We start from the raw sequence: 17541 nt of genomic DNA, 5'->3' as shown, positions 1-17541 counted from the left end.
AATCGGGTTTCTCTCAACGACTGCAAGGAATCATCAATAATCTTCTGCATTCGACCCTGTTCCGGCAGGATCCTTGACGAAGCGAGCGGTGACGTGACGCGCACCGCAGATTCTGCCGCCGGTGCTCCGCGCCGTCGAGCACCGACGCGGTGCGGCTGAGAGGAGCCTCCACAAGGTCGTCGAGTCTTGACCGGGCCGGCTCTTGTCCCTAAGCTCATTGAACATAATCATTATGTTTAATATCACATGATGACCCAACTCAAGGAGGAGTTGCCCCATGGTTGATGTCGATGTCATTCAGGTCGGATTCGGTCCCGTCGGACAGGTGCACGCGGCGCTGTTGGGGGCCAAGGGCCACACGGTCGCCGCCTTCGACAAATGGCCCGGCACCTACCCGCTGCCGCGCGCCGGACATCTCGATCATGAGATCATGCGGATCCTCCAGGGCATCGGGGCCACGGACACGTTCCGCCTGCAGGCCATTCCGATTCCCGACTACGACTGGGTGAATGCGGCGGGGGAGCTGCTCCTGCGGATCGATTGGAATGCTCCGACGCCCTCGGGATGGAAGTCGGACTACCTCTTCTATCAGCCGGAGCTCGAGGCGGCCGTGCTCGACGCGGTCGGCAGGCATCCCAGTGTCACGGTCGAGCTCGGGTGGGAGGCGACCGAGGTGACGAACCACCCCGACCATGTCGAGGTTCGCCTTCGCGAGGTCGAGAAGACCGAGGCGGGCCTCACCCCCACGGGCAGGGAGAAGACGGTGACGGCGCGGTACCTCATCGGGGCCGACGGTGCGAACTCCCTCGTCCGCCGGCAGGTGGGCATCGAATGGGAGGACCTCGGCTTCGAGGAGGACTGGCTCGTCACCGACATCGAGCCCCACGATCGCGACATGGTCATCGACATGCCCGACGCCGGTCAGATCTGCGACCCGGAGCGCCCGGTGTCCCTCTTCCGCTGGCTCGGGCGGCACACAGCGCGGTGGGAGTTCATGCTGCTCGACGGTGAGAGCGCCGAGGAGATGGCGACGGAGGAGACGATCTGGTCGCTGCTGTCGCGGTGGGGGCTGAGTGCGGACAACGCGACGATCGTGCGGAAGAAGGTCTACGGCTTCCGCTCTCTCATCGCCTCGACGTTCCGCCAGGATCGCACGCTGCTCATCGGAGATTCCGCTCACCTCATGCCCCCGTTCATGGGGCAGGGGCTGTCCTCGGGCCTCCGCGACGCCGTCAATCTCGCGTGGAAGCTCGACCTCGTGCTCTCCGGGAGCGCGGCCGAAGAACTCCTCGACGCCTACACCGTCGAACGGCGCCCTCATGCCCGGGCCTACATCGAGGCCTCGATGGCCCTCGGTCGGGTGGTCTGCATGAAGGATCCTGAGGAGGTCGCGGCCCGTGATGCCGCATTCCTCGCCGGGGACGTCCCGCCGCCGGTCCTGCCGTGGCTCTACGAGGGTGTCCTCGACGGCGGTGAGAGCACCGAGGTGGTCGGACGCCTCGGTCTGCAGGCCAGAGTGGAGGCACAGGGCCGGGACGGTCTGGCTGACGACGTCATCGGCACAGGGTGGACGCTGCTGTCCTCCCGCGGTGACTATCTCGACGACCTGACGTCGGAGCAGCGGGCGATCATCGATGCGCTGGGCATGGTCCACGCTCATGTCAGCCGTGCCGAGCTCGATTCGGAGCACAGCGTCGTCGACGTCGACGCCGACTACTCGCGCTGGTTCCGCGACATCGGCTCACCGATCGTCATCGTGCGCCCCGACTACTACGTCTTCGGTCATGCCGCCGACTCCGCGGAGCTCGGCGCGCTCCTCGACCGCCTCGCCGAGCGGGCCTCACTCACGGTGTCCCCGGCGGCGACCGCCGTCCCGGAGACTGCTGCCGCGCAGGCCTGAGCGACGACCGTCTCCGGGCACAGTCTCTGCGGGGAGCATCTGCGAGCTGGGAGCGGGTGCCCCTGAGTGCGTAGACTCTCCGAGACGGATCAGTTGAGGGGAGCGGGCACCGTGTCGCAGAAGATCGAGCTCGATGACATCGACCGGCATCTGCTCTCGGCCCTGAGTGAGAATGCCCGCGCTTCGGGGGCAGCTCTGGCAGCCGCAGTCGGGATCTCGGAGTCGACGGTGTCGCTGCGGCTCAAGCGCCTGCGCTCGAGCGGGGTGATCCGCGGATACAGCGTCGACATCGACACATCGGCGCTCGGGATTCCGCTCCAGGCCCTCATCTCGATCCGACTCGCCCAGCACGACCGGGCGCAGATCGACGCCTTCACCGCTGCGGCGCCGAAGTTCCCCGGCGTCGTGCGGATGTATCACATGGCCGGCGCCGACGACTATCTCCTCCACATCGTCGCTCCCGACACCGAGGCGGTCCAGGCCTTCGTCCTCGACTACCTCACCAGGTACCCGGCGGTCGCCCACACGCGGACGAACCTCATCTATCGGGTCGAGGACGGCACCGATTGGCTGCCGGACGGGTGACTAATAACCGCACCATCCATCCATCTGGACGTATCACGGGTCCCGACTGAACATACCAATCGCAAAGGTCGCCAACAGGCGAGTGCATACTTCGCTGCGTAGTTTCATCTGAAACGGACGGGACGTAAGACGTCGTACGCGTTGCCTACCGGGCGCACTCCTCACGGCTCTATGTGTGCCACGTTCGAGCGAGACAGCCTCACAAAACTGTCCGACGTCGAACCCTTCAGACTACGCGGAGCCCGAAGACTCTCTAGGCGCGCCGCTGCCGCGGTCTTGTTAATGAATTTAGCCAGACATCCGGTAGGCTTCCGTCAGTCTACAGAAAGGACACTACGGGTGAAAAACGCTAGACTATACCATGTGATCGCATCGCTAGTCGCGATTGCAATGTTGCTCAGTTTCATGATACTATCGGAGAGCACAAAAGCTTATGCGGACGAGGCGTCAAATACTGATCAGGGTGCTCGCAGCAACCCCTCTACTTCGAGGGACTCAGCTCACGATAAAATCGTTATAGACGCGACGAAACTTGAAAAAACAAAAGCCTCTCAGATGATTCGCAATTAGGGCAAGTAGAGTCCCGAGTAAAAGCAGAAACAACTTGCACAAAGTCAACTGACGGTTCGCGTATATGTGCATCATTTGGCGAAGAGCAATCGTCGGAACTGCCTGCGCGGGCAGCGGTACCTCTTCCAAAAAACCTATGCAGACCAGGCATACGATCCTCTGATCGAACGAACGGGTGCGTGGGTACTCCCTTCTCAGTTAACCACCATTCCGGTCGCGGTAAAGTGCTGGGTACTGTGGCGGGTATAGTTTACGTGTATCAGTACAGCGCAACAAATCAAACTAAGATGGCTAATCAACTCAGCATCGTGACTACGAAGACGACAGGTACGGGAAATCAATTTTCTATCGTCGGAAACAGTCCTAAGTGTACAGGGAATTGCGCGCGAACGGGTAGTGCGACATCGCTGTCCGGAAAAATTCTCCAGGCTGGAAAGACATTGAATGCCGAAAATTACTACAATTGGACGGGATCTAGCACGCGGAGTAATCAATCCCTCTCGTGGTCGCTCACTATTAAGCATGCGAAAGTCGCGCAAACCGTGCCTTTCAGTTATGCAGGGGCAAGCCCAATCAGATGCGATAGGGAATCAAAGAGCTATTCGGCGGGATGCATTATGTCGAAGGGCGAAGTCGCGATTGGCTACGACAGAGGCGCGTATCCCGGATTCGCTCAACATGTTGCGGCGGCGCAGAACAGCGGATTGCCGGGCCGGTCAAAGCCGCTGACGAAGCTAACAAGCGGTCAAGTAGCCGATAAAAATCGTGCAAAGGCTTGTCCCACGCGTCTGAAAAGACCCACCGGGTACTCGTGCGATGAATACCCGTTCGCATCCACACAGCAGGGCGCGTACTACGGCGGTGGATCCGGACGCAGCTTCAACAATTGCAATATTTCCGATAAGTCTTATCCTATCGGCGTGACCGGGGCGAAAGGCTTTAGTGCTTGGATGATTCCCGCGACCGAGAACTCGACGGCGGGGTCCGACCTTAGCAAATTTTATAGGGAAGCTCGAATTTTAAGCGGAGATTCATTCTATGTGCAAGTACTTTAAGGAGATTGCGCAGTGTTCAAATTCATAGCCCACACTCAAGGCTGGAGACTGATCCTGTTCCCGTTGGAATCGACCGTCTCTAAGCGAGACGTCATAGGGGGATCGGTCACCGTTGAATCCGATGGCGTAATCACCATACATACGGGAACCATGTATGGGCCTGTCGATGTTGCGATCGAGATGTATGAACAACCACCCTCTGGTTCGATTGACGATTGGGATGATGTTGTCGAAGTCAGCGCGCGAGCGACTGATACTGGTCCTGTCGGTTTGGTTGGGATGTTTTCTGAAGGTGAAGATTCTGATGGTGAAGATCCGGACGCCGTGACTGTGAGGTTGGGGGTTTGCTATCGAATACGTGTGCACGTTCGGGGACGGGACGAAACGGGCTCCGATGACTTGATCGAAATGGACCAACCTGCGAAAGATCATGTGTTTCTGCAGTTATGGCCCGCGGACTGGTTGGATCCCAAGGTGTGGCGAGTGACATCTGCTAAGGCTCAGCAAGATGATGAGCAATCACGTGATATCAGAGAGGATCGAGCTGTTACCTTAAACAGGATCCACCGAGAAGTAACAGACCTGAAGGCTTTCGATTTGTGGGAGTCTGATCTATAGTTCGAGGGAGCAAATGGGGACTCTCTGACGGCCGAGCGAACGCCGACTGGAGTCCCCATTTTTCCGATTTCTGGGTTCGTCACCCTGGAGCCCGAGAATTTGTTCGGTCCAGGCCTTCGTCCTCGACTACCTCACCGGGTACCCGGCGGTCGCCCATACGCGGACGAACCTCATCTATCGGGTCGAGGACGGCACCGATTGGCTGCCGGAGAGCTGAGCACGCGACGTGGGCTGACAGGGTCGACCGCCTCGGCGATAATCGATCCATGGCCGAACAGAAGACGAAACCGACCGACGCCGATGTCCACGCCTTCATCGCTGCCGCGACCCCGGCGAAGCGCCGTGTCGACGGTCAGCGGCTCGAGGAGATCTTCACCGAGGTGACCGGGGTCGACCCGGTGATGTGGGGGCCGTCGATGGTCGGCTACGGCGAGTATCACTACCGGTCGCCGGTCAATCCGCGCAATCATGGGGTGTGGCCGAAGACCGCGTTCTCCCCGCGGAAGGCGCAGCTGTCGCTCTACGGCCTCAAGGACCTTCCGGACGGTGCGGCTCTGCTGCCGAAGCTCGGGACGTACACCGAAGGGGCCGGGTGCGTGTACGTGAAGAAGCTCGAGGACATCGACGAGGCGGTCCTCCGGCAGCTCATCGCGATCGCCTTCGCCCGTGAGGACGACCCCGAACCGCAGCTGTGAGGGTTCTGCCCGGCACGCGGCGGCTCTCAGGTCCTCTGCGGTGGCCGTGATCCGATGTTCAGGCCCGGTTTGCGCTGGTGGACGGAGAAGTAGGTGAGGCCGGTAGGGCCGGCGAGGAATCGGCGGGGGAGCCGCTCTGGAACGAAAGAATCTCGGGGCATCGCGCGTGCGATGCCCCGAGATTTCACTTGGTCGGGATAGCGGGATTTGAACCCACGACCTCCTCGTCCCGAACGAGGCGCGCTACCAACCTGCGCCATATCCCGTGACCAGCAACTACTATAGCCAGGGGATCGCGCATTTGAGAAATCGAGCGCGGGGAATGTCGAAAAGTGAAAGGTACGTCTCATTGGCGCTGAGTGCTGAGAGCATCACGATGACCGCACTCGAGGTGCTCTCACGCTACGGATTGGGCGATCTGTCGATGCGTCGTCTCGCCCGTGAGCTCGACGTTCAGCCCTCCGCGCTCTACTGGCATGTGAAGAACAAGCAGGACCTCCTCGTGCTCATCGCGAAGAAGATGGGCGCCGAGGTCGACGGCCGCGCCCCGGCCACCGCGGACCCGCTCGTCACCGTTCTTGCGCTGCGCGATGTGCTGCTGCGGTTCCGTGACGGCGCGGAGATCTTCATGCTCGGCTACTCGCTCGCCCCGGACGACGTCACCCCGGCCGGACTGACCCCGGCACGGCTCGGGGCGACCACCTCGGCGGCGGTGCTGTCGTTCGCCCTCGGTGCGGTCGCCATCGAACAGAACCGCACCCTCTTCGACGTCGCGGACGGGGGTGCAGGGGAGCGCTTCGCCGAGGTGGCCGCCGGGATCCTGCGGCAACAGGACTGACCCGGCTGGGGTGGGGTCAACCCCGGCGTCACTGGTTTCAGCAGCGGGTCGGGGATATGACATACTGAACACGCGCGTTTGGGGCCTATAGCTCAGTTGGCTAGAGCATCTCGTTTACACCGAGAGGGTCGGGGGTTCGAGTCCCTCTGGGCCCACCAGGCAGAACATTCCGTTTCAGGAGGTTGTCCCTCCGTGCCCGTCACCCCGTGCGCACCCCGGCCTCGCCGCGCATCATCGGGTTCCGCCCAGCTTGACCCGCATACAATCAAGGCGTGAACGACCCCTCCTCAGACGGCCGACCCAGCCGACGCCCCACCAGGCAGCAGCTCATGAGCTCCCCAGGCTTGCGCGCACTCAGTCTCATCGTCGGACCCCTGGCCGTCCTCGCGCTCTACTTCACGGTTCCCCTGGCCAGCTCCGAAATGGGTGCGATCGAACGTCTGCTCGCGACCGCGGCGGCGCTGTCGGTCCTCGCCTTCGCCCTGCTGCGCCTGCGCCGCACGGACACCAATCTGCCGCTCCTCGTCCTCTCCTTCGTCCTCGTCGCTGCCACCTTCTCTGCGGTCTTCTTCGTCGTCGCGACGAACAATCCCGCCGAGTTCGACGGCATCGACACCCGCGTCGACGCCCTCTACTTCACGCTGACGACGATGACGACGACCGGCTACGGTGACATCGTCGCCACTGGTCAGCTCTCGCGCATCCTCGTCTCCGCGGTCTTCGTCTTCGACCTCGTCTTCCTCGGACTCTTCGCCAGTGAACTCTCGCGCATCGTCAGCCGACGGCAGGCCGGTCCGACTGCGTCGGGGAATCACCCGTGAGGGCGCGCTTCGCCGGCGTCACCCCACGCCTGACGCTGCTGGCCATCGTCTACGGCGGCATCGCAGGACTCGTCGCGGCGCTGACCTTCAGCGGCATGACCGCCCTCCAGAACCTCGTCTGGGGAGCCGGCGACGAACTCTTCAGTGATACGACGACCCAGATTCTCGTGACCATCCTCGCCGGCGGTGCCCTGCTCATCCTCATCGACCGAGCCGCCCCGACCGAGGATCTCCAGACCCTGCTCAAGCAGTCCGGTGATCCCGACGGACTGCCTCGGCGGGCCGTGCTCACCACGGCCTTCGCCGCGATCGTCGCGGTCGCCTTCGGCGGTGCCATCGGACCCGAAGCCGGCATCGTCGCCGTCGTCGCGCAGCTCTCGACGATCGTCGCCCACCTCATCGGCGAAGACGTCGCCATGCGCCGCACGATCGGCCAGGCCGGCAGCGCCGGCGCCCTCGGCGGCTTCTACGGGTCCCCACCGGGCGCGGCCGCCATCGACGGCGACCAACTCGGTCCGCAGAAGGTCCTCCAATTCGGCGCGGCCTTCGCCGGGTTCTTCGTCTTCCTCGCCGTGATGAGAGTGATGCCCGACGGCAGCGGTGCACGCATCTCACTGCCACCGGTCAACGTCGCCTACTTCAGCCCGTGGCTGCTCGCCGTCGCCGGCATCGCGGCAGCCGCCGGCCTGGCCTTCCGCGCCCTCCACCATCTGCTCGAGGTCGCAGCGCAGCGCATCCGCCGCACCTGGGCGACGATCGCCCTCGGTACAGTCCTCTTCGCCGCCCTCGCCGCCGTCGTCCCCCTCGTCCGCTTCTCCGGCCATCATGAACTGCACGATCTCCAGGTGCTCACCGACTCCGGAGCCTGGCCGACGCTGCTCCTCGTCGCGGCGGCCAAGATCGTCGCGCTGTCGCTCTGCCTCGTCAGCGGCTGGCGGGGCGGGGAGTTCTTCCCGCTGATCTTCATCGGTTCGGCCATCGGCGCCGCCGCTGCCGTCCTCGTCCCGGGTCTTGAGGTCGGAGCGGCCATGGCGACTGGCATGGCGGCGACAACCGCCGTCGGATGGCGTCGCCCTCTGGCCGTTCTCCTCATCCTCGTCCTCCTCGTCGACACCCCGGTGGCATTGCCGCTCGTCGTCGGGGCGGGCATCGCCTACCTCGTCACCCACCTCATCCCCGGCAGCGGTGATGCCCCAGACGACGGCGAATTACCGCCTCCCGAGGCCGCGCGCTAACCACAGTCGCCGGCGATGAGAACGTCCGGTGATGACACGATCCGGCACATCCACCGGCGCTGGCCTTGACGGGTGACCGCGCACCTTCTAGGTTGAGCGAAACTCCATCGGTCACAGGCGCGCCTGTGACCACGAGAAGGTCGGGTGGGCGATGGCAACGGAAATGACAGGGTCCTCGTGGCCGCAGCTGCGCATCGATGACTGGACGGGCACGCGGGAGAACCTGCACCAGTGGCTGCAGATCGTCGGAAAGATCGAACTGGTCTCCACGACGCTCATCAACCACTGGTGGAACGTCACCTATGACGTCAGCGCTCGCGGACTGCGCACACAGATCCTCATGCGCCAACAGGGACGGACCTTCGACGCGGAATTCGACTTCATCGCCGACGAACTCGTGCTGCGAGCGAGCACCGGCGACATCGAGACCGTGCCCCTGAAGCCCCAGTCGGTCGCCGACTTCTACGCCGCCGTCATGGCGGCCCTGACCAGGCTCGGCGCCCCGTGCACGGTGTGGGCATGGCCGAACGAGCTGCCCCAGGCCACCCCGTTCGCCGAAGACACACGGCCGCGGGAATACGATGCCGACGCCGTGCGGCTGTGGTGGCGACAGCTCCAGCACATCGATGACGTCTTCGCCTACTGGCGCGCCGGATTCGCAGGCAAAGCAAGCCCCGTCCAACTGTTCTGGGGGTCGATGGACCTGTCAGCCACCCGCTATTCGGGACGAGTCGCCCCACCGAGCACGGCCTCACCCCCGAACTGCCCGCCCTGGGTGATGGCCGAGGCCGAGGACCGGGAGAACGTCGCCGTCGGGTTCTGGGCCGGCGGCAGCGACGAAGGCTCCTTCTACGCCTACGCGTATCCGGCGCCGAAAGGCTACTACGACGGGAAGCTCACCGCCGGCGGATACGACGCGAGCCTGGGGGAGTACCTCCTGCCCTACGCCGATGTCCGCACCGCCGACGATCCCGAAGGCACGCTGCTGACATTCCTCGACGAGGTCTACGACCGCGCCGCGGACCTCGCGAACTGGGACCGCAGGATCCTCGACGTCGATCAGGATCGGCTCATCAAATACCTGCCGCCGGCCGATCTCAGCTCCCACGAGCACTGAGCGAGGTCTGTCTTCGCCCAGGCGCGATCACTCCTCGCCGAGGTCGGCGAGGATCCGGCCGATGAGGCGTTCGCGCGCTGACGCGCTCATCGGCGCGGTGAGAATGCTCTCATACCCCCAGGAGCCGTCCGCGGCCATGCGGGCGACCAGGCACCGCAGCGAGACGTCATCGAGCTCATCGACGGGGACGCCCTCATCGGGGAACCAGCGTCGATAGACCTCCTCCCAGGGCGCGATCCACTCCGGTTCGTTCGCCGCTTCCATGATGAGACGCAGCTCCACGGTGCTCGGCGTCTTCAGCGCTGCCCGCACGTAGCCGCGGGTGCGTTCGACGAGACTCGCCTCCTCGGGTGCCTTTCCGGTCGCGGCGAGGAGATCCTCCTCGATGCGCGCGGCCAGATGCTCATGGATGCCCGCGAGCAGGGCGTGCTTGCTCGCGAAGTGGTAGAGCAGGCCGCGTTTGGTCACCCCCGCCTCCTCGGCGACGGAGTCAAGCGTGAGGGCGGTGATCCCTCGCTCCTCCACCACGGTCAGTGCCGCCTCGATGAGTTTGCGTCGTGCGCTCGGTCGTGCCATGGGTTCTCCTCTCGATGTCATAAGTATACCTTTCGGTGTAGTACACTCATTGGTGAAGTAACTCGAAAGGAGAAGGAACCTCATGGACACCACACCCCCTCGGGCCACAGCCCGCACCTGGGTCGGTCTGGCCGTGCTCGTGCTGCCGATGCTGCTCATCGCCATCGACAGCATGGTGCTGATCTTCGCCCTCGGCGAGATCACCGCGGAACTCGAACCCTCCGGTGCGCAGCAGCTGTGGATCCTCGACATCTACTCGCTCATGCTCGCCGGCCTGCTCGTCACCATGGCTTCACTCGGTGATCGCTTCGGCAGGCGGAAGGTGCTCCTCATCGGCGCGGTCGGCTTTGCGATCGCCTCGGTGATCGGCGCTCTGTCGACAGAGGCCTGGATGCTCATCGCCGCTCGGGCCCTCCTCGGCATGTCCGGTGCCGCGATCATGCCCGGCACTCTCTCACTCATTCGCAACATGTTCCTCGACCGCAACGAGCGTCGCACCGCGATGGCCGTGTGGGCGGCGGCCGGAGCACTCGGCGCCGCGGCCGGACCCATCGTCGGGGGCGCCCTCATCGAGGCGTTCAGCTGGCATGCCGCGTTCCTCATGAACATCCCGGTGATGATCCTCCTGCTCGTCCTCGCGCCCTTCCTCGTCCCGGAGAGCAGGAACCCCAACCCCGGTCGCGTCGACCTCCTCAGCATCGTCCTCTCCCTGGCCGGGATGATCGCCGTCATCTACGGAGTCAAGACCTTCGCCGAGGGCGATGAGCCCGGCATCGCCGTCGTCACCTTCGTCGCCGGTCTCGTTCTCCTCGTCCTCTTCGTCATCCGGCAGCTGCGGATGCCTCTGCCGATGATCAACGTCCGCCTCTTCAAGGGACGAGCCTTCACCGGTGCCGTGGTGACGAACTTCCTGTCGGTGTTCGCCCTGGTCGGCGCCATGTTCGCGCTCACGCAGTTCCTCCAGCTCGTCGCGGGACTCTCGATCATCGAATCCGCCCTGTGGATGCTGCCGCAGGCGCTCGTCTCGGCCGGTGCGGGCTTCGTCGCCGCGGCACTGGTCAAGCGCATTCCGACGTCGATCATCGTCACCGCGGGCATGCTCGTCACCGCGGGCGGGTTCGCGATCCTGCTGACGCTCACCCCGGAGACCCACCCGTGGGTCATCGCCGTGGCCCTCTCTCTGGTCGGTCTCGGCGCGGGTGTGGGTCTGACGCTGACCAACGACATCATCATGAGCTCGGTCCGCCCCGAGGAATCCGGTCAGGCTGCGGCGATCAGCAACACCGGCTACGAGGTCGGCACCTCGTTCGGCATTGCAGTCCTCGGATCCGTGCTGCTCGGCTTCTACCGCACGAACCTCGAGGACTCGGTGCCGGCAGGACTGCCCGGCGAGGTGCTCGAGGCCGCCAAGGAGACCCTTGCGGCGGCGCTGCTCTACGCGGAGCAGATCTCCGGTGACATCGGCGCAGCCCTGGCATCGGCAGCCATGGAGTCCTTCACGACGGCGCTGTCGCTGACCGGCGGCATCGCCACGGCGATCCTCGTGGCCGTGGCGATCTTCGCAGGCATCATGCTCCGCGGCGTCTCCGCTGAGGCCGATCTCGCCGAGAGCAACCGCGAGAACGTCGATCAGGACGCCTGATCCACACCCATCCGGCAGTGCGCCCCGACCGGCGCACTGCCGGATGAGCAGGCCCCACGGCTGCCGGGCTCCGGGCAGTTGCGGTGATCGCCGAGGCTGGGAAGTGGGCTTGCCCCATTGCCAGGGTGGCGAAATGTTGCCATGATCGTGGGGACATCCGCACGATTCCGAGCACCACCGCTTCAGGAAGAGGAACCATCATGGCCACCGCAGATCTCGCCCAGCAGTTCCACACCGCTCTCGTCGGCGGCGACGCCGACACCCTCAGCTCGCTCGTCACCCCCGATGTCACGTTCACCGGGCCCGTCGCTCAGGCCTCCGGCGCCGAGGAGGTCGTCCGGGGTCTCGCGGAGATGGGCTCGATGACGACCTCCGACGACGTCAAGGTCCAGCTCTCCGACGACGACAACGCCCTCATCTGGTCCGAACTCGCCACCTCCGGCTCCCCGGCGATCCCGGCCGCAACATGGCTGCGCTTCGAGGGCGGGAAGATCGCGGAGATCCAGACGGTCTTCAACGCCGCCCGCTGACTAGGGCCGGACCGCCGAGGCCTCGATGAGGCCCATTCGCGCACCTTCCGGCGTCATTCCGGTCCAGGTCTTGAACGCGCGATAGAACGAGTTCGTGTCGGTGTAGCCGAGGAGGAAGGCGATCTCGGCGGTGCGCAGATCATTGCGCACGAGATAGTGACGTGCGAGGTTCTCGCGCGTCTCGGCGAGCACCGCCTGGAACGACGTGCCCTCGGCTTTGAGCTGTCGTTGCAGGGTGCGCGGACTCGTCGCCAACCGCCGTGTGACGGCGCCGATCGACGGATCGCCCGCCGGCAGCGTCTCGACCAAGGCCGACTGCACGCGGTCGCTCGTGCTCGCCCCCGCGTCGAGATCGGCAAGCCGGCGGCGCAGCTCGGGGGCGAAGACCTGCCACATCCCCTCATTCTCGGTGAGGAACGGCCGTGTGGAATCAGCCTGCGCGAAGGTGACCGACCAGGCGTCTCGTGTCCGCACCCGGGCCCCGAGAAATTCTTCGAGCACGCCGGGATCCTGAGGAAGCTGCGGCATCGACACTCGCACCGGGCGGATCGGCTCCCGCGTCGCGAGGCGGGCGAGTGCCACCCAGAAGAGGACTTCGGCCATGGCGAGGAGGACCGGCGGCTCCTGCGCGCTCGGCCACCGATAGGCGATGGTGAGGTCGGCTGCGCTGTCGACGACGAGGGCAACCGGACCGATGAGCGGTTTGTAGACGGCCAGGCGCTCGGCTGCCGTGCGCAGATCCTGACTCGAGAGCGCCGCGAAGAGCGGTGGGGAGAAGTGCTCGACGGAGATCGCCTCGCCGATCGCGACGGCCGCCTCCGCCGCGGTGCCGAGACGCTCCGCCTCGTCGGCGATCGCCGCCCAGAAGCGGTAGTAGTCCGCGGTGTCGAGCTCGGTCGCTCCACGCGAGAGCAGATCCCCGGGCAGGCTCGCGCGACGGAGGACGAGGGCGGGGGAGATGTCGAGATCGCGCAGGAGCACGGCGATGCTCGGATCGAGATCGAATCGGGTTCCGGCCATGGTCGAAGCCTAGCCGAGAACGCAGCGCGGACCACCGGCACTGCGCGCCAGTCCACCCGCAAAGGACGCCAGGCGATCGTGGCGCGATCGGCAAGCACCTCGGCGTGCTCTGCTGGTCACACGGCGTGCTGTGACATCTACTGTCGATGGTGTCGTCACGAATCCGGTGAGGACCACTCACCGGATTCGCCCCCGAGCACCACCCTGTTGAAAGGTCACCATCATGAAGGCAGCAGTCATTCCCGAACTCAACGGCACCTGGGAGCTGCGGGAGGTTCCCACCCCGACCGCCGCACCCGGTCAGGTCCTCATCAAGGTCCACGCCACCGGCATCTGCTTCACCGACATCTGGACGACGCGCGGTGCCGCCGGCGATCTGTTCCCCAACACCCCGGGACACGAAGTCGTCGGCGAGATCGTCGAGGTCGGCGAGGGCGTGACCGGCCGCAAGGTCGGCGACCGGGTCGGCACCACGTGGGTGCAGTCGACGTGCGGACGGTGCGACTACTGCCGCGAGAACCTGCCGCTGTCCGGCCAGGCCGCGGTCAACTGCCCGAATGCCCGGCTCACCGGGTTCACCACTCAGGGTGGACACGCCGAGTACATCGCGGCCACCGCGACCGGCACCGTGCTCATCCCCGACGGACTGTCGTATGAGGAGGCCGCTCCGATCTTCTGCGCCGGGTACACCGTGTGGAGCGGACTGCGCGCGGCTGATCCTCAGCCGGGCGAGACGATCGCCGTCGTCGGGATCGGCGGTCTCGGTCACCTCGGCGTCCAATACGCGAAGGCAGCCGGCTTCAGGACGATCGCGGTGACCCACTCGCCGGACAAGCATGACCTGGCCCGCGACCTCGGCGCTGATCTCGTCGTCGCCGACGGCGCGGAGCTCCAGGCGGCAGGCGGCGCCGATGTCCTGCTTCTGAGCTCGAATTCCTACGAGTCCGGCAGGGACGCGTTCAAGGGCCTGCGGCACGATGGTCGTGCAGTTCTCGTCGGTCTCGACCCGTTCGACGACTTCAGGATCCCGACCGAGCCGCAGCCGTTCTTCGCGCAGCGTCAGAAGGTCATCGGCGCCACGCACAACGGGCTCAACTACCTCACCGAAGCACTCGAGATCGCGGCATCGGGCAAGGTGAAGCCGATGATCGAGGTCTTCGACAAGGAAGACATCACCGAGGCGGTCGCCAAGGTCACCGCCGGTGACGTCCGCTTCCGCGCCGTCGTCACCTACTGAGTGCTCTTCGGCTCCGAGTGGTCTGCCATCGCGCCGGCCCCCGCCTCGGCGGGGACCGGCGCGGTGCCGCGCCACCGGGCGATGAGCGTCATCAGCTGGTAGATGACGATCGCCGAGGCGGTGCCCAGAGCGATACCGGCGAACTCGAGACCGGCCGGGGTCCACGTGAAGTTCGCGATCGCGACGATGAGGGACACCGCTGCGGTGTTGAGGTTGATCGGATTGGCGAAGTCGACCCGGTTCTCCACCCAGATGCGGACGCCGAGGAGGCCGATCATCCCGTAGAGCACGGTCGCTGCCCCGCCGAGCACACCGGGTGGGATCGTCGCGATGATCTCCCCGAACTTCGGCAGCAGACTGAGGATGAGGGCGATGATCGCGGCACAGAAGTAGGCGGCGGTCGAGTAGATCTTCGTCGCGGCCATCACGCCGATGTTCTCGGCATACGTCGTCGTGCCCGACCCGCCGCCGGCTCCGGCGAGCGTCGTGGCGAGTCCGTCGGCGAAGAGGGCCCGGCCGGTGAGACCGTCGAGGTCGCGGCCGGTCATCGCGGCCACGGACTTCACATGCCCGATGTTCTCGGCGACGAGGACGAGGACGACGGGCAGGAAGAGCCCAAGGTATCCGAGGTCGAAGGCCGGGGCGTGGAAGGTCGGCAGGCCGATCCAGGCGGCGGAGGAGACGGTGGAGAAGTTCACTTCCCCCTGCACGAGTGCCGCACCGTAGCCGACGAGCACGCCGATGAGGATCGACAGCCGCCCGAGCATGCCCTTGAAGAGCACGGAGGAGACGACGATGACGGCGATCGTGATGACCGCGGTCAGCGGCGCCTGCTGCACCCACCCCCAGGCGGCGGGGGCGAGGTTGAGGCCGATGAGAGCGACGATCGCACCGGTGACGACCGGCGGCATCGTCACCTCGATCCACCGCACTCCGGCGAAGTGGACGACGATGCCGACAAGCGCCAGGGTCACCCCGACGGAGATGATCCCGCCCTGGGCGAGCGCCATCGCCTGCGAGTCGAGCCGCTCCCCGGAGGTGGCCGCGAACCCGGTGACCGCCCCGATGGGGGCGAGCAGGCCGAACGACGAGCCGAGGTAGGACGGCATCATCCCCTTCGTGATGAGGAGGAAGAGGAGCGTGCCGATCGCGGTGAAGAAGAGCGTCGTCGACGGCGGGAAGCCGGTGAGCAGAGGGACGAGGAACGTCGCCCCGAACATCGCGACGACGTGCTGGGCGCCGATCCCGATCGTCCGCGGCCAGCTCAGCCGCTCCTCGGGAAGCACGATCTCCCCGGGACGGATCGTCCTGCCGTCACCGTGGAGGCTCCACTGCCATCTGGCGGTCGTGTCCACCTCGTGTTCCCTTCCGTCGACTCCGGACCCTCACCGGGTCCCAGTGCAGTGTATGCGCGCCGAGGCGGCCGTGCACGAGAGGGGTCATGTCGCCCGCAGCGATCGCTTGAGGATCTTGCCGGCGGAGTTCTTCGGCAGCTCGGCGACGAACGTCACCCGCTTGGGCGCCTTGAAGCCGGCGAGACGGTCCCGGACATGGGCGATGACATCCGCCTCGGCGATCTCACCGGCATCGTCGCGGAGGACGACGAAGGCACTGATCGCCTCGATCCACTTCTCGTCAGCGATGCCGACGACGGCGACCTCGGCGACTCCGGGCATCGCGAAGATCGCATCCTCGACCTGCCGGCTGGCCACGAGCACCCCGCCGGTGTTGATGACATCCTTGACGCGGTCGACGACCTCGACGTAGCCGTCGGCATCCATCCGCACGAGGTCACCGGAGTGGAACCACTGGCCGTCGAAGGCGGCGTCGGTCGCCTCGGGCCTGTCCCAGTAGCCCTCGCACAGCTGCGGCGACCGGTAGAGGATCTCCCCGAGTTCACCGGGGCCGACCTCCTCACCGGCGGCATCGACGACCCTGGTCTCGACGAAGAGGACGGCGCGTCCGGCCGAGCCGGGGTGGGCGTCGTGCTCCTCGGGCCGCAGCACCGTGCACAGCGGACCCATCTCGGACTGGCCGAAGCAGTTGTAGAACCCGAGCCCGGGCAGCCGGGTGCGCAGCTTCTCGAGCACCGGGCCGGGCATGATCGACGCCCCGTAATAGGCCTTCTCGAGGCTGTCGAGGTTCCTCGTCTCAAGGTCGGGACTGTTCGCCAGCGCCACCCACACGGTCGGGGCGGCGAAGAAGGAGTTGATCCGCCGCGACTCGAAGAGAGCGAGCAGGTCGTCCGGGACGGGGGCGGTGACGATGATGTTGTGGGCGCCGACGGCCAGCAGCGGGAGGAGGAAGACGTGCATCTGCGCCGAATGGTAGAGCGGCAGCGCATGGACGACCCGGTCGGTGCCGGCGAAGTCGAGGCTCGTCAGGCAGGAGAGGTATTCGTGGACGAGCGCGCGATGCGTCATCACCGCGCCCTTCGGCGCCGAGGTGGTCCCCGAGGTGTAGAGCAGCTGCGCGACATCGGTGTCGACGACGTCGAACTCGCCCTCCTCGGCCGGGGCGATGTCGGGTGCCGAGGCGGGACCGAGGAGATCGTCGAACCCGACGAGACGGGCGCTGCCGCCATGCGCGGTGGCGGCGACCGCCTCGGCGAGGTCGGAGTCGGCGACGACGATCCCGGCCCCGGAGTTGGCGAGGATGTAGTCGAGCTCGTCCCCGGTGAGCTGGAAGTTCACGGGCACGTGGATGAATCCGGCACGGGCGCACGCGAGGTAGAGGAGGGCGTAGAGGTCCGAGTTCCGGCCGTAGGCGGCGATCCGGTCGCCCTTGCCGGCCCCGAGGCGGCGGAGCTCGCGGGCGATCGCGGTGACCGCGGCATCGAACTCGGCATAGGACCATGTGCGGTCGCCGAACTCGACGGCGGTCCGGGAGCCGAAGCGGTCGGCGCTGCGCCGGATGAGATCGGCGACGGTGGAGGAGACGGGCTGGAGGGACGACGTCGTCGTCGACGCGGTAGAGGTCATGGGGCCAATCTAGCGGCGACGCCTCGGCAAGTGAACAGATCGGGCTCTCCGGTGCCAGGGCCCGGCCGACTCCGGCCGATGGCAGTCGGCCGCACCCGGCCGGGGGCGGTGCGTGCGCTCC

15 protein-coding genes and 2 tRNA genes are annotated in these 17541 nt (G+C 65.6%); 12 read left to right on the top strand and 5 right to left on the bottom strand.

The genetic code is table 11. The features are described 5' to 3' along the window. Positions 1–277 precede the first annotated feature (277 nt). The 4 genes from J9315_RS09090 (at position 278) to J9315_RS09070 (ending at position 5423) form a co-directional block, all read left to right on the top strand. Positions 278–1900 carry a bifunctional 3-(3-hydroxy-phenyl)propionate/3-hydroxycinnamic acid hydroxylase gene (locus J9315_RS09090; RefSeq protein WP_211977639.1) on the top strand — a complete coding sequence of 541 codons (1623 nt, stop codon included), beginning with the start codon at positions 278–280 and terminating at the stop codon, positions 1898–1900. Positions 1901–2011: 111 nt separating this feature from the next. Further along, positions 2012–2485: an Lrp/AsnC family transcriptional regulator gene (locus J9315_RS09085; RefSeq protein WP_211977637.1), complete on the top strand. Its 474-nt coding sequence runs from the start codon at positions 2012–2014 to the stop codon at positions 2483–2485. A gap of 1637 nt (positions 2486–4122) precedes the next feature. Further along, complete coding sequence (locus J9315_RS09075) at positions 4123–4728, top strand: hypothetical protein (RefSeq protein ID WP_211977633.1); 606 nt, start codon at positions 4123–4125, stop codon at positions 4726–4728. Positions 4729–4994: 266 nt separating this feature from the next. Then, on the top strand, positions 4995–5423 hold the full coding sequence (locus tag J9315_RS09070) for a DUF1801 domain-containing protein (protein ID WP_211977631.1): 429 nt from the start codon (positions 4995–4997) through the stop codon (positions 5421–5423). A 189-nt stretch (positions 5424–5612) separates the two neighbouring features. On the opposite strand, the gene J9315_RS09065 is transcribed toward J9315_RS09070, so the two are convergent. Then, a tRNA-Pro gene (locus tag J9315_RS09065) sits at positions 5613–5689 on the bottom strand. Between the two features lie 110 nt (positions 5690–5799). Between J9315_RS09065 and J9315_RS09060 the strand changes: the two genes are divergently transcribed. The 5 genes from J9315_RS09060 (at position 5800) to J9315_RS09040 (ending at position 9434) form a co-directional block, all read left to right on the top strand. Then, positions 5800–6261: a TetR family transcriptional regulator gene (locus J9315_RS09060; RefSeq protein ID WP_249120860.1), complete on the top strand. Its 462-nt coding sequence runs from the start codon at positions 5800–5802 to the stop codon at positions 6259–6261. Between the two features lie 81 nt (positions 6262–6342). Further along, a tRNA-Val gene (locus tag J9315_RS09055) sits at positions 6343–6419 on the top strand. 186 nt (positions 6420–6605) lie between these two features. After that, complete coding sequence (locus J9315_RS09050) at positions 6606–7082, top strand: ion channel (RefSeq protein ID WP_211977627.1); 477 nt, start codon at positions 6606–6608, stop codon at positions 7080–7082. Beyond that, positions 7079–8317 (top strand): chloride channel protein, encoded by a 1239-nt coding sequence (locus J9315_RS09045; RefSeq protein ID WP_211977625.1) that lies wholly within the window; start codon positions 7079–7081, stop codon positions 8315–8317. Before J9315_RS09050 ends, J9315_RS09045 begins: the two co-directional genes overlap by 4 nt. Before the next feature lie 151 nt (positions 8318–8468). Beyond that, on the top strand, positions 8469–9434 hold the full coding sequence (locus J9315_RS09040) for a DUF5996 family protein (protein ID WP_249120859.1): 966 nt from the start codon (positions 8469–8471) through the stop codon (positions 9432–9434). A gap of 27 nt (positions 9435–9461) precedes the next feature. Here the strand turns inward: J9315_RS09040 and J9315_RS17575 are convergent, their stop codons facing one another. Beyond that, on the bottom strand, positions 9462–10010 hold the full coding sequence (locus J9315_RS17575) for a TetR family transcriptional regulator (RefSeq protein ID WP_211977623.1): 549 nt from the start codon (positions 10008–10010) through the stop codon (positions 9462–9464). Between the two features lie 82 nt (positions 10011–10092). Between J9315_RS17575 and J9315_RS09030 the strand changes: the two genes are divergently transcribed. Continuing rightward, a complete protein-coding gene (locus J9315_RS09030) occupies positions 10093–11652 on the top strand; it encodes an MFS transporter (RefSeq protein WP_211977621.1) in 1560 nt (519 codons plus the stop codon). Positions 11653–11852: 200 nt separating this feature from the next. Further along, positions 11853–12182, top strand: a complete 330-nt coding sequence (locus tag J9315_RS09025) for a nuclear transport factor 2 family protein (protein ID WP_198498717.1) — start codon at positions 11853–11855, stop codon at positions 12180–12182. On the opposite strand, the gene J9315_RS09020 is transcribed toward J9315_RS09025, so the two are convergent. Further along, entirely contained in the window at positions 12183–13202 is a 1020-nt protein-coding gene (locus J9315_RS09020) for an AraC family transcriptional regulator (protein WP_211977619.1), read from the bottom strand. 223 nt (positions 13203–13425) lie between these two features. Between J9315_RS09020 and J9315_RS09015 the strand changes: the two genes are divergently transcribed. Continuing rightward, positions 13426–14439 (top strand): alcohol dehydrogenase catalytic domain-containing protein, encoded by a 1014-nt coding sequence (locus J9315_RS09015; protein WP_211977616.1) that lies wholly within the window; start codon positions 13426–13428, stop codon positions 14437–14439. Here the strand turns inward: J9315_RS09015 and J9315_RS09010 are convergent. Together J9315_RS09010 and J9315_RS09005 are read right to left on the bottom strand one after the other, a co-directional pair. After that, positions 14433–15794 (bottom strand): solute carrier family 23 protein, encoded by a 1362-nt coding sequence (locus tag J9315_RS09010; protein WP_211977614.1) that lies wholly within the window; start codon positions 15792–15794, stop codon positions 14433–14435. The genes J9315_RS09015 and J9315_RS09010 overlap by 7 nt on opposite strands. An 84-nt stretch (positions 15795–15878) precedes the next feature. Beyond that, entirely contained in the window at positions 15879–17420 is a 1542-nt protein-coding gene (locus tag J9315_RS09005) for a fatty acyl-CoA synthetase (RefSeq protein WP_211977612.1), read from the bottom strand. Positions 17421–17541: the final 121 nt, after the last annotated feature.

Origin of the sequence: Brevibacterium sp. W7.2 (genome assembly GCF_018137945.1) — a bacterium.
Lineage (GTDB): Bacteria > Actinomycetota > Actinomycetes > Actinomycetales > Brevibacteriaceae > Brevibacterium > Brevibacterium sanguinis.
The sequence above is the reverse complement of the archived record's forward strand: the minus strand, read 5'-3'. Positions and strand labels throughout refer to the sequence as shown.

Coding starts and splice junctions, on each gene's coding strand:
- J9315_RS09060 (WP_249120860.1), top strand. CDS start 5,800: ATGACCGCACTCGAGGTGCTCTCACGCTACGGATTGGGCGATCTGTCG.
- J9315_RS09040 (WP_249120859.1), top strand. CDS start 8,469: ATGGCAACGGAAATGACAGGGTCCTCGTGGCCGCAGCTGCGCATCGAT.
- J9315_RS09005 (WP_211977612.1), bottom strand. CDS start 17,420: ATGACCTCTACCGCGTCGACGACGACGTCGTCCCTCCAGCCCGTCTCC.
- J9315_RS09020 (WP_211977619.1), bottom strand. CDS start 13,202: ATGGCCGGAACCCGATTCGATCTCGATCCGAGCATCGCCGTGCTCCTG.
- J9315_RS09025 (WP_198498717.1), top strand. CDS start 11,853: ATGGCCACCGCAGATCTCGCCCAGCAGTTCCACACCGCTCTCGTCGGC.
- J9315_RS09090 (WP_211977639.1), top strand. CDS start 278: ATGGTTGATGTCGATGTCATTCAGGTCGGATTCGGTCCCGTCGGACAG.
- J9315_RS09015 (WP_211977616.1), top strand. CDS start 13,426: ATGAAGGCAGCAGTCATTCCCGAACTCAACGGCACCTGGGAGCTGCGG.
- J9315_RS17575 (WP_211977623.1), bottom strand. CDS start 10,010: ATGGCACGACCGAGCGCACGACGCAAACTCATCGAGGCGGCACTGACC.
- J9315_RS09070 (WP_211977631.1), top strand. CDS start 4,995: ATGGCCGAACAGAAGACGAAACCGACCGACGCCGATGTCCACGCCTTC.
- J9315_RS09030 (WP_211977621.1), top strand. CDS start 10,093: ATGGACACCACACCCCCTCGGGCCACAGCCCGCACCTGGGTCGGTCTG.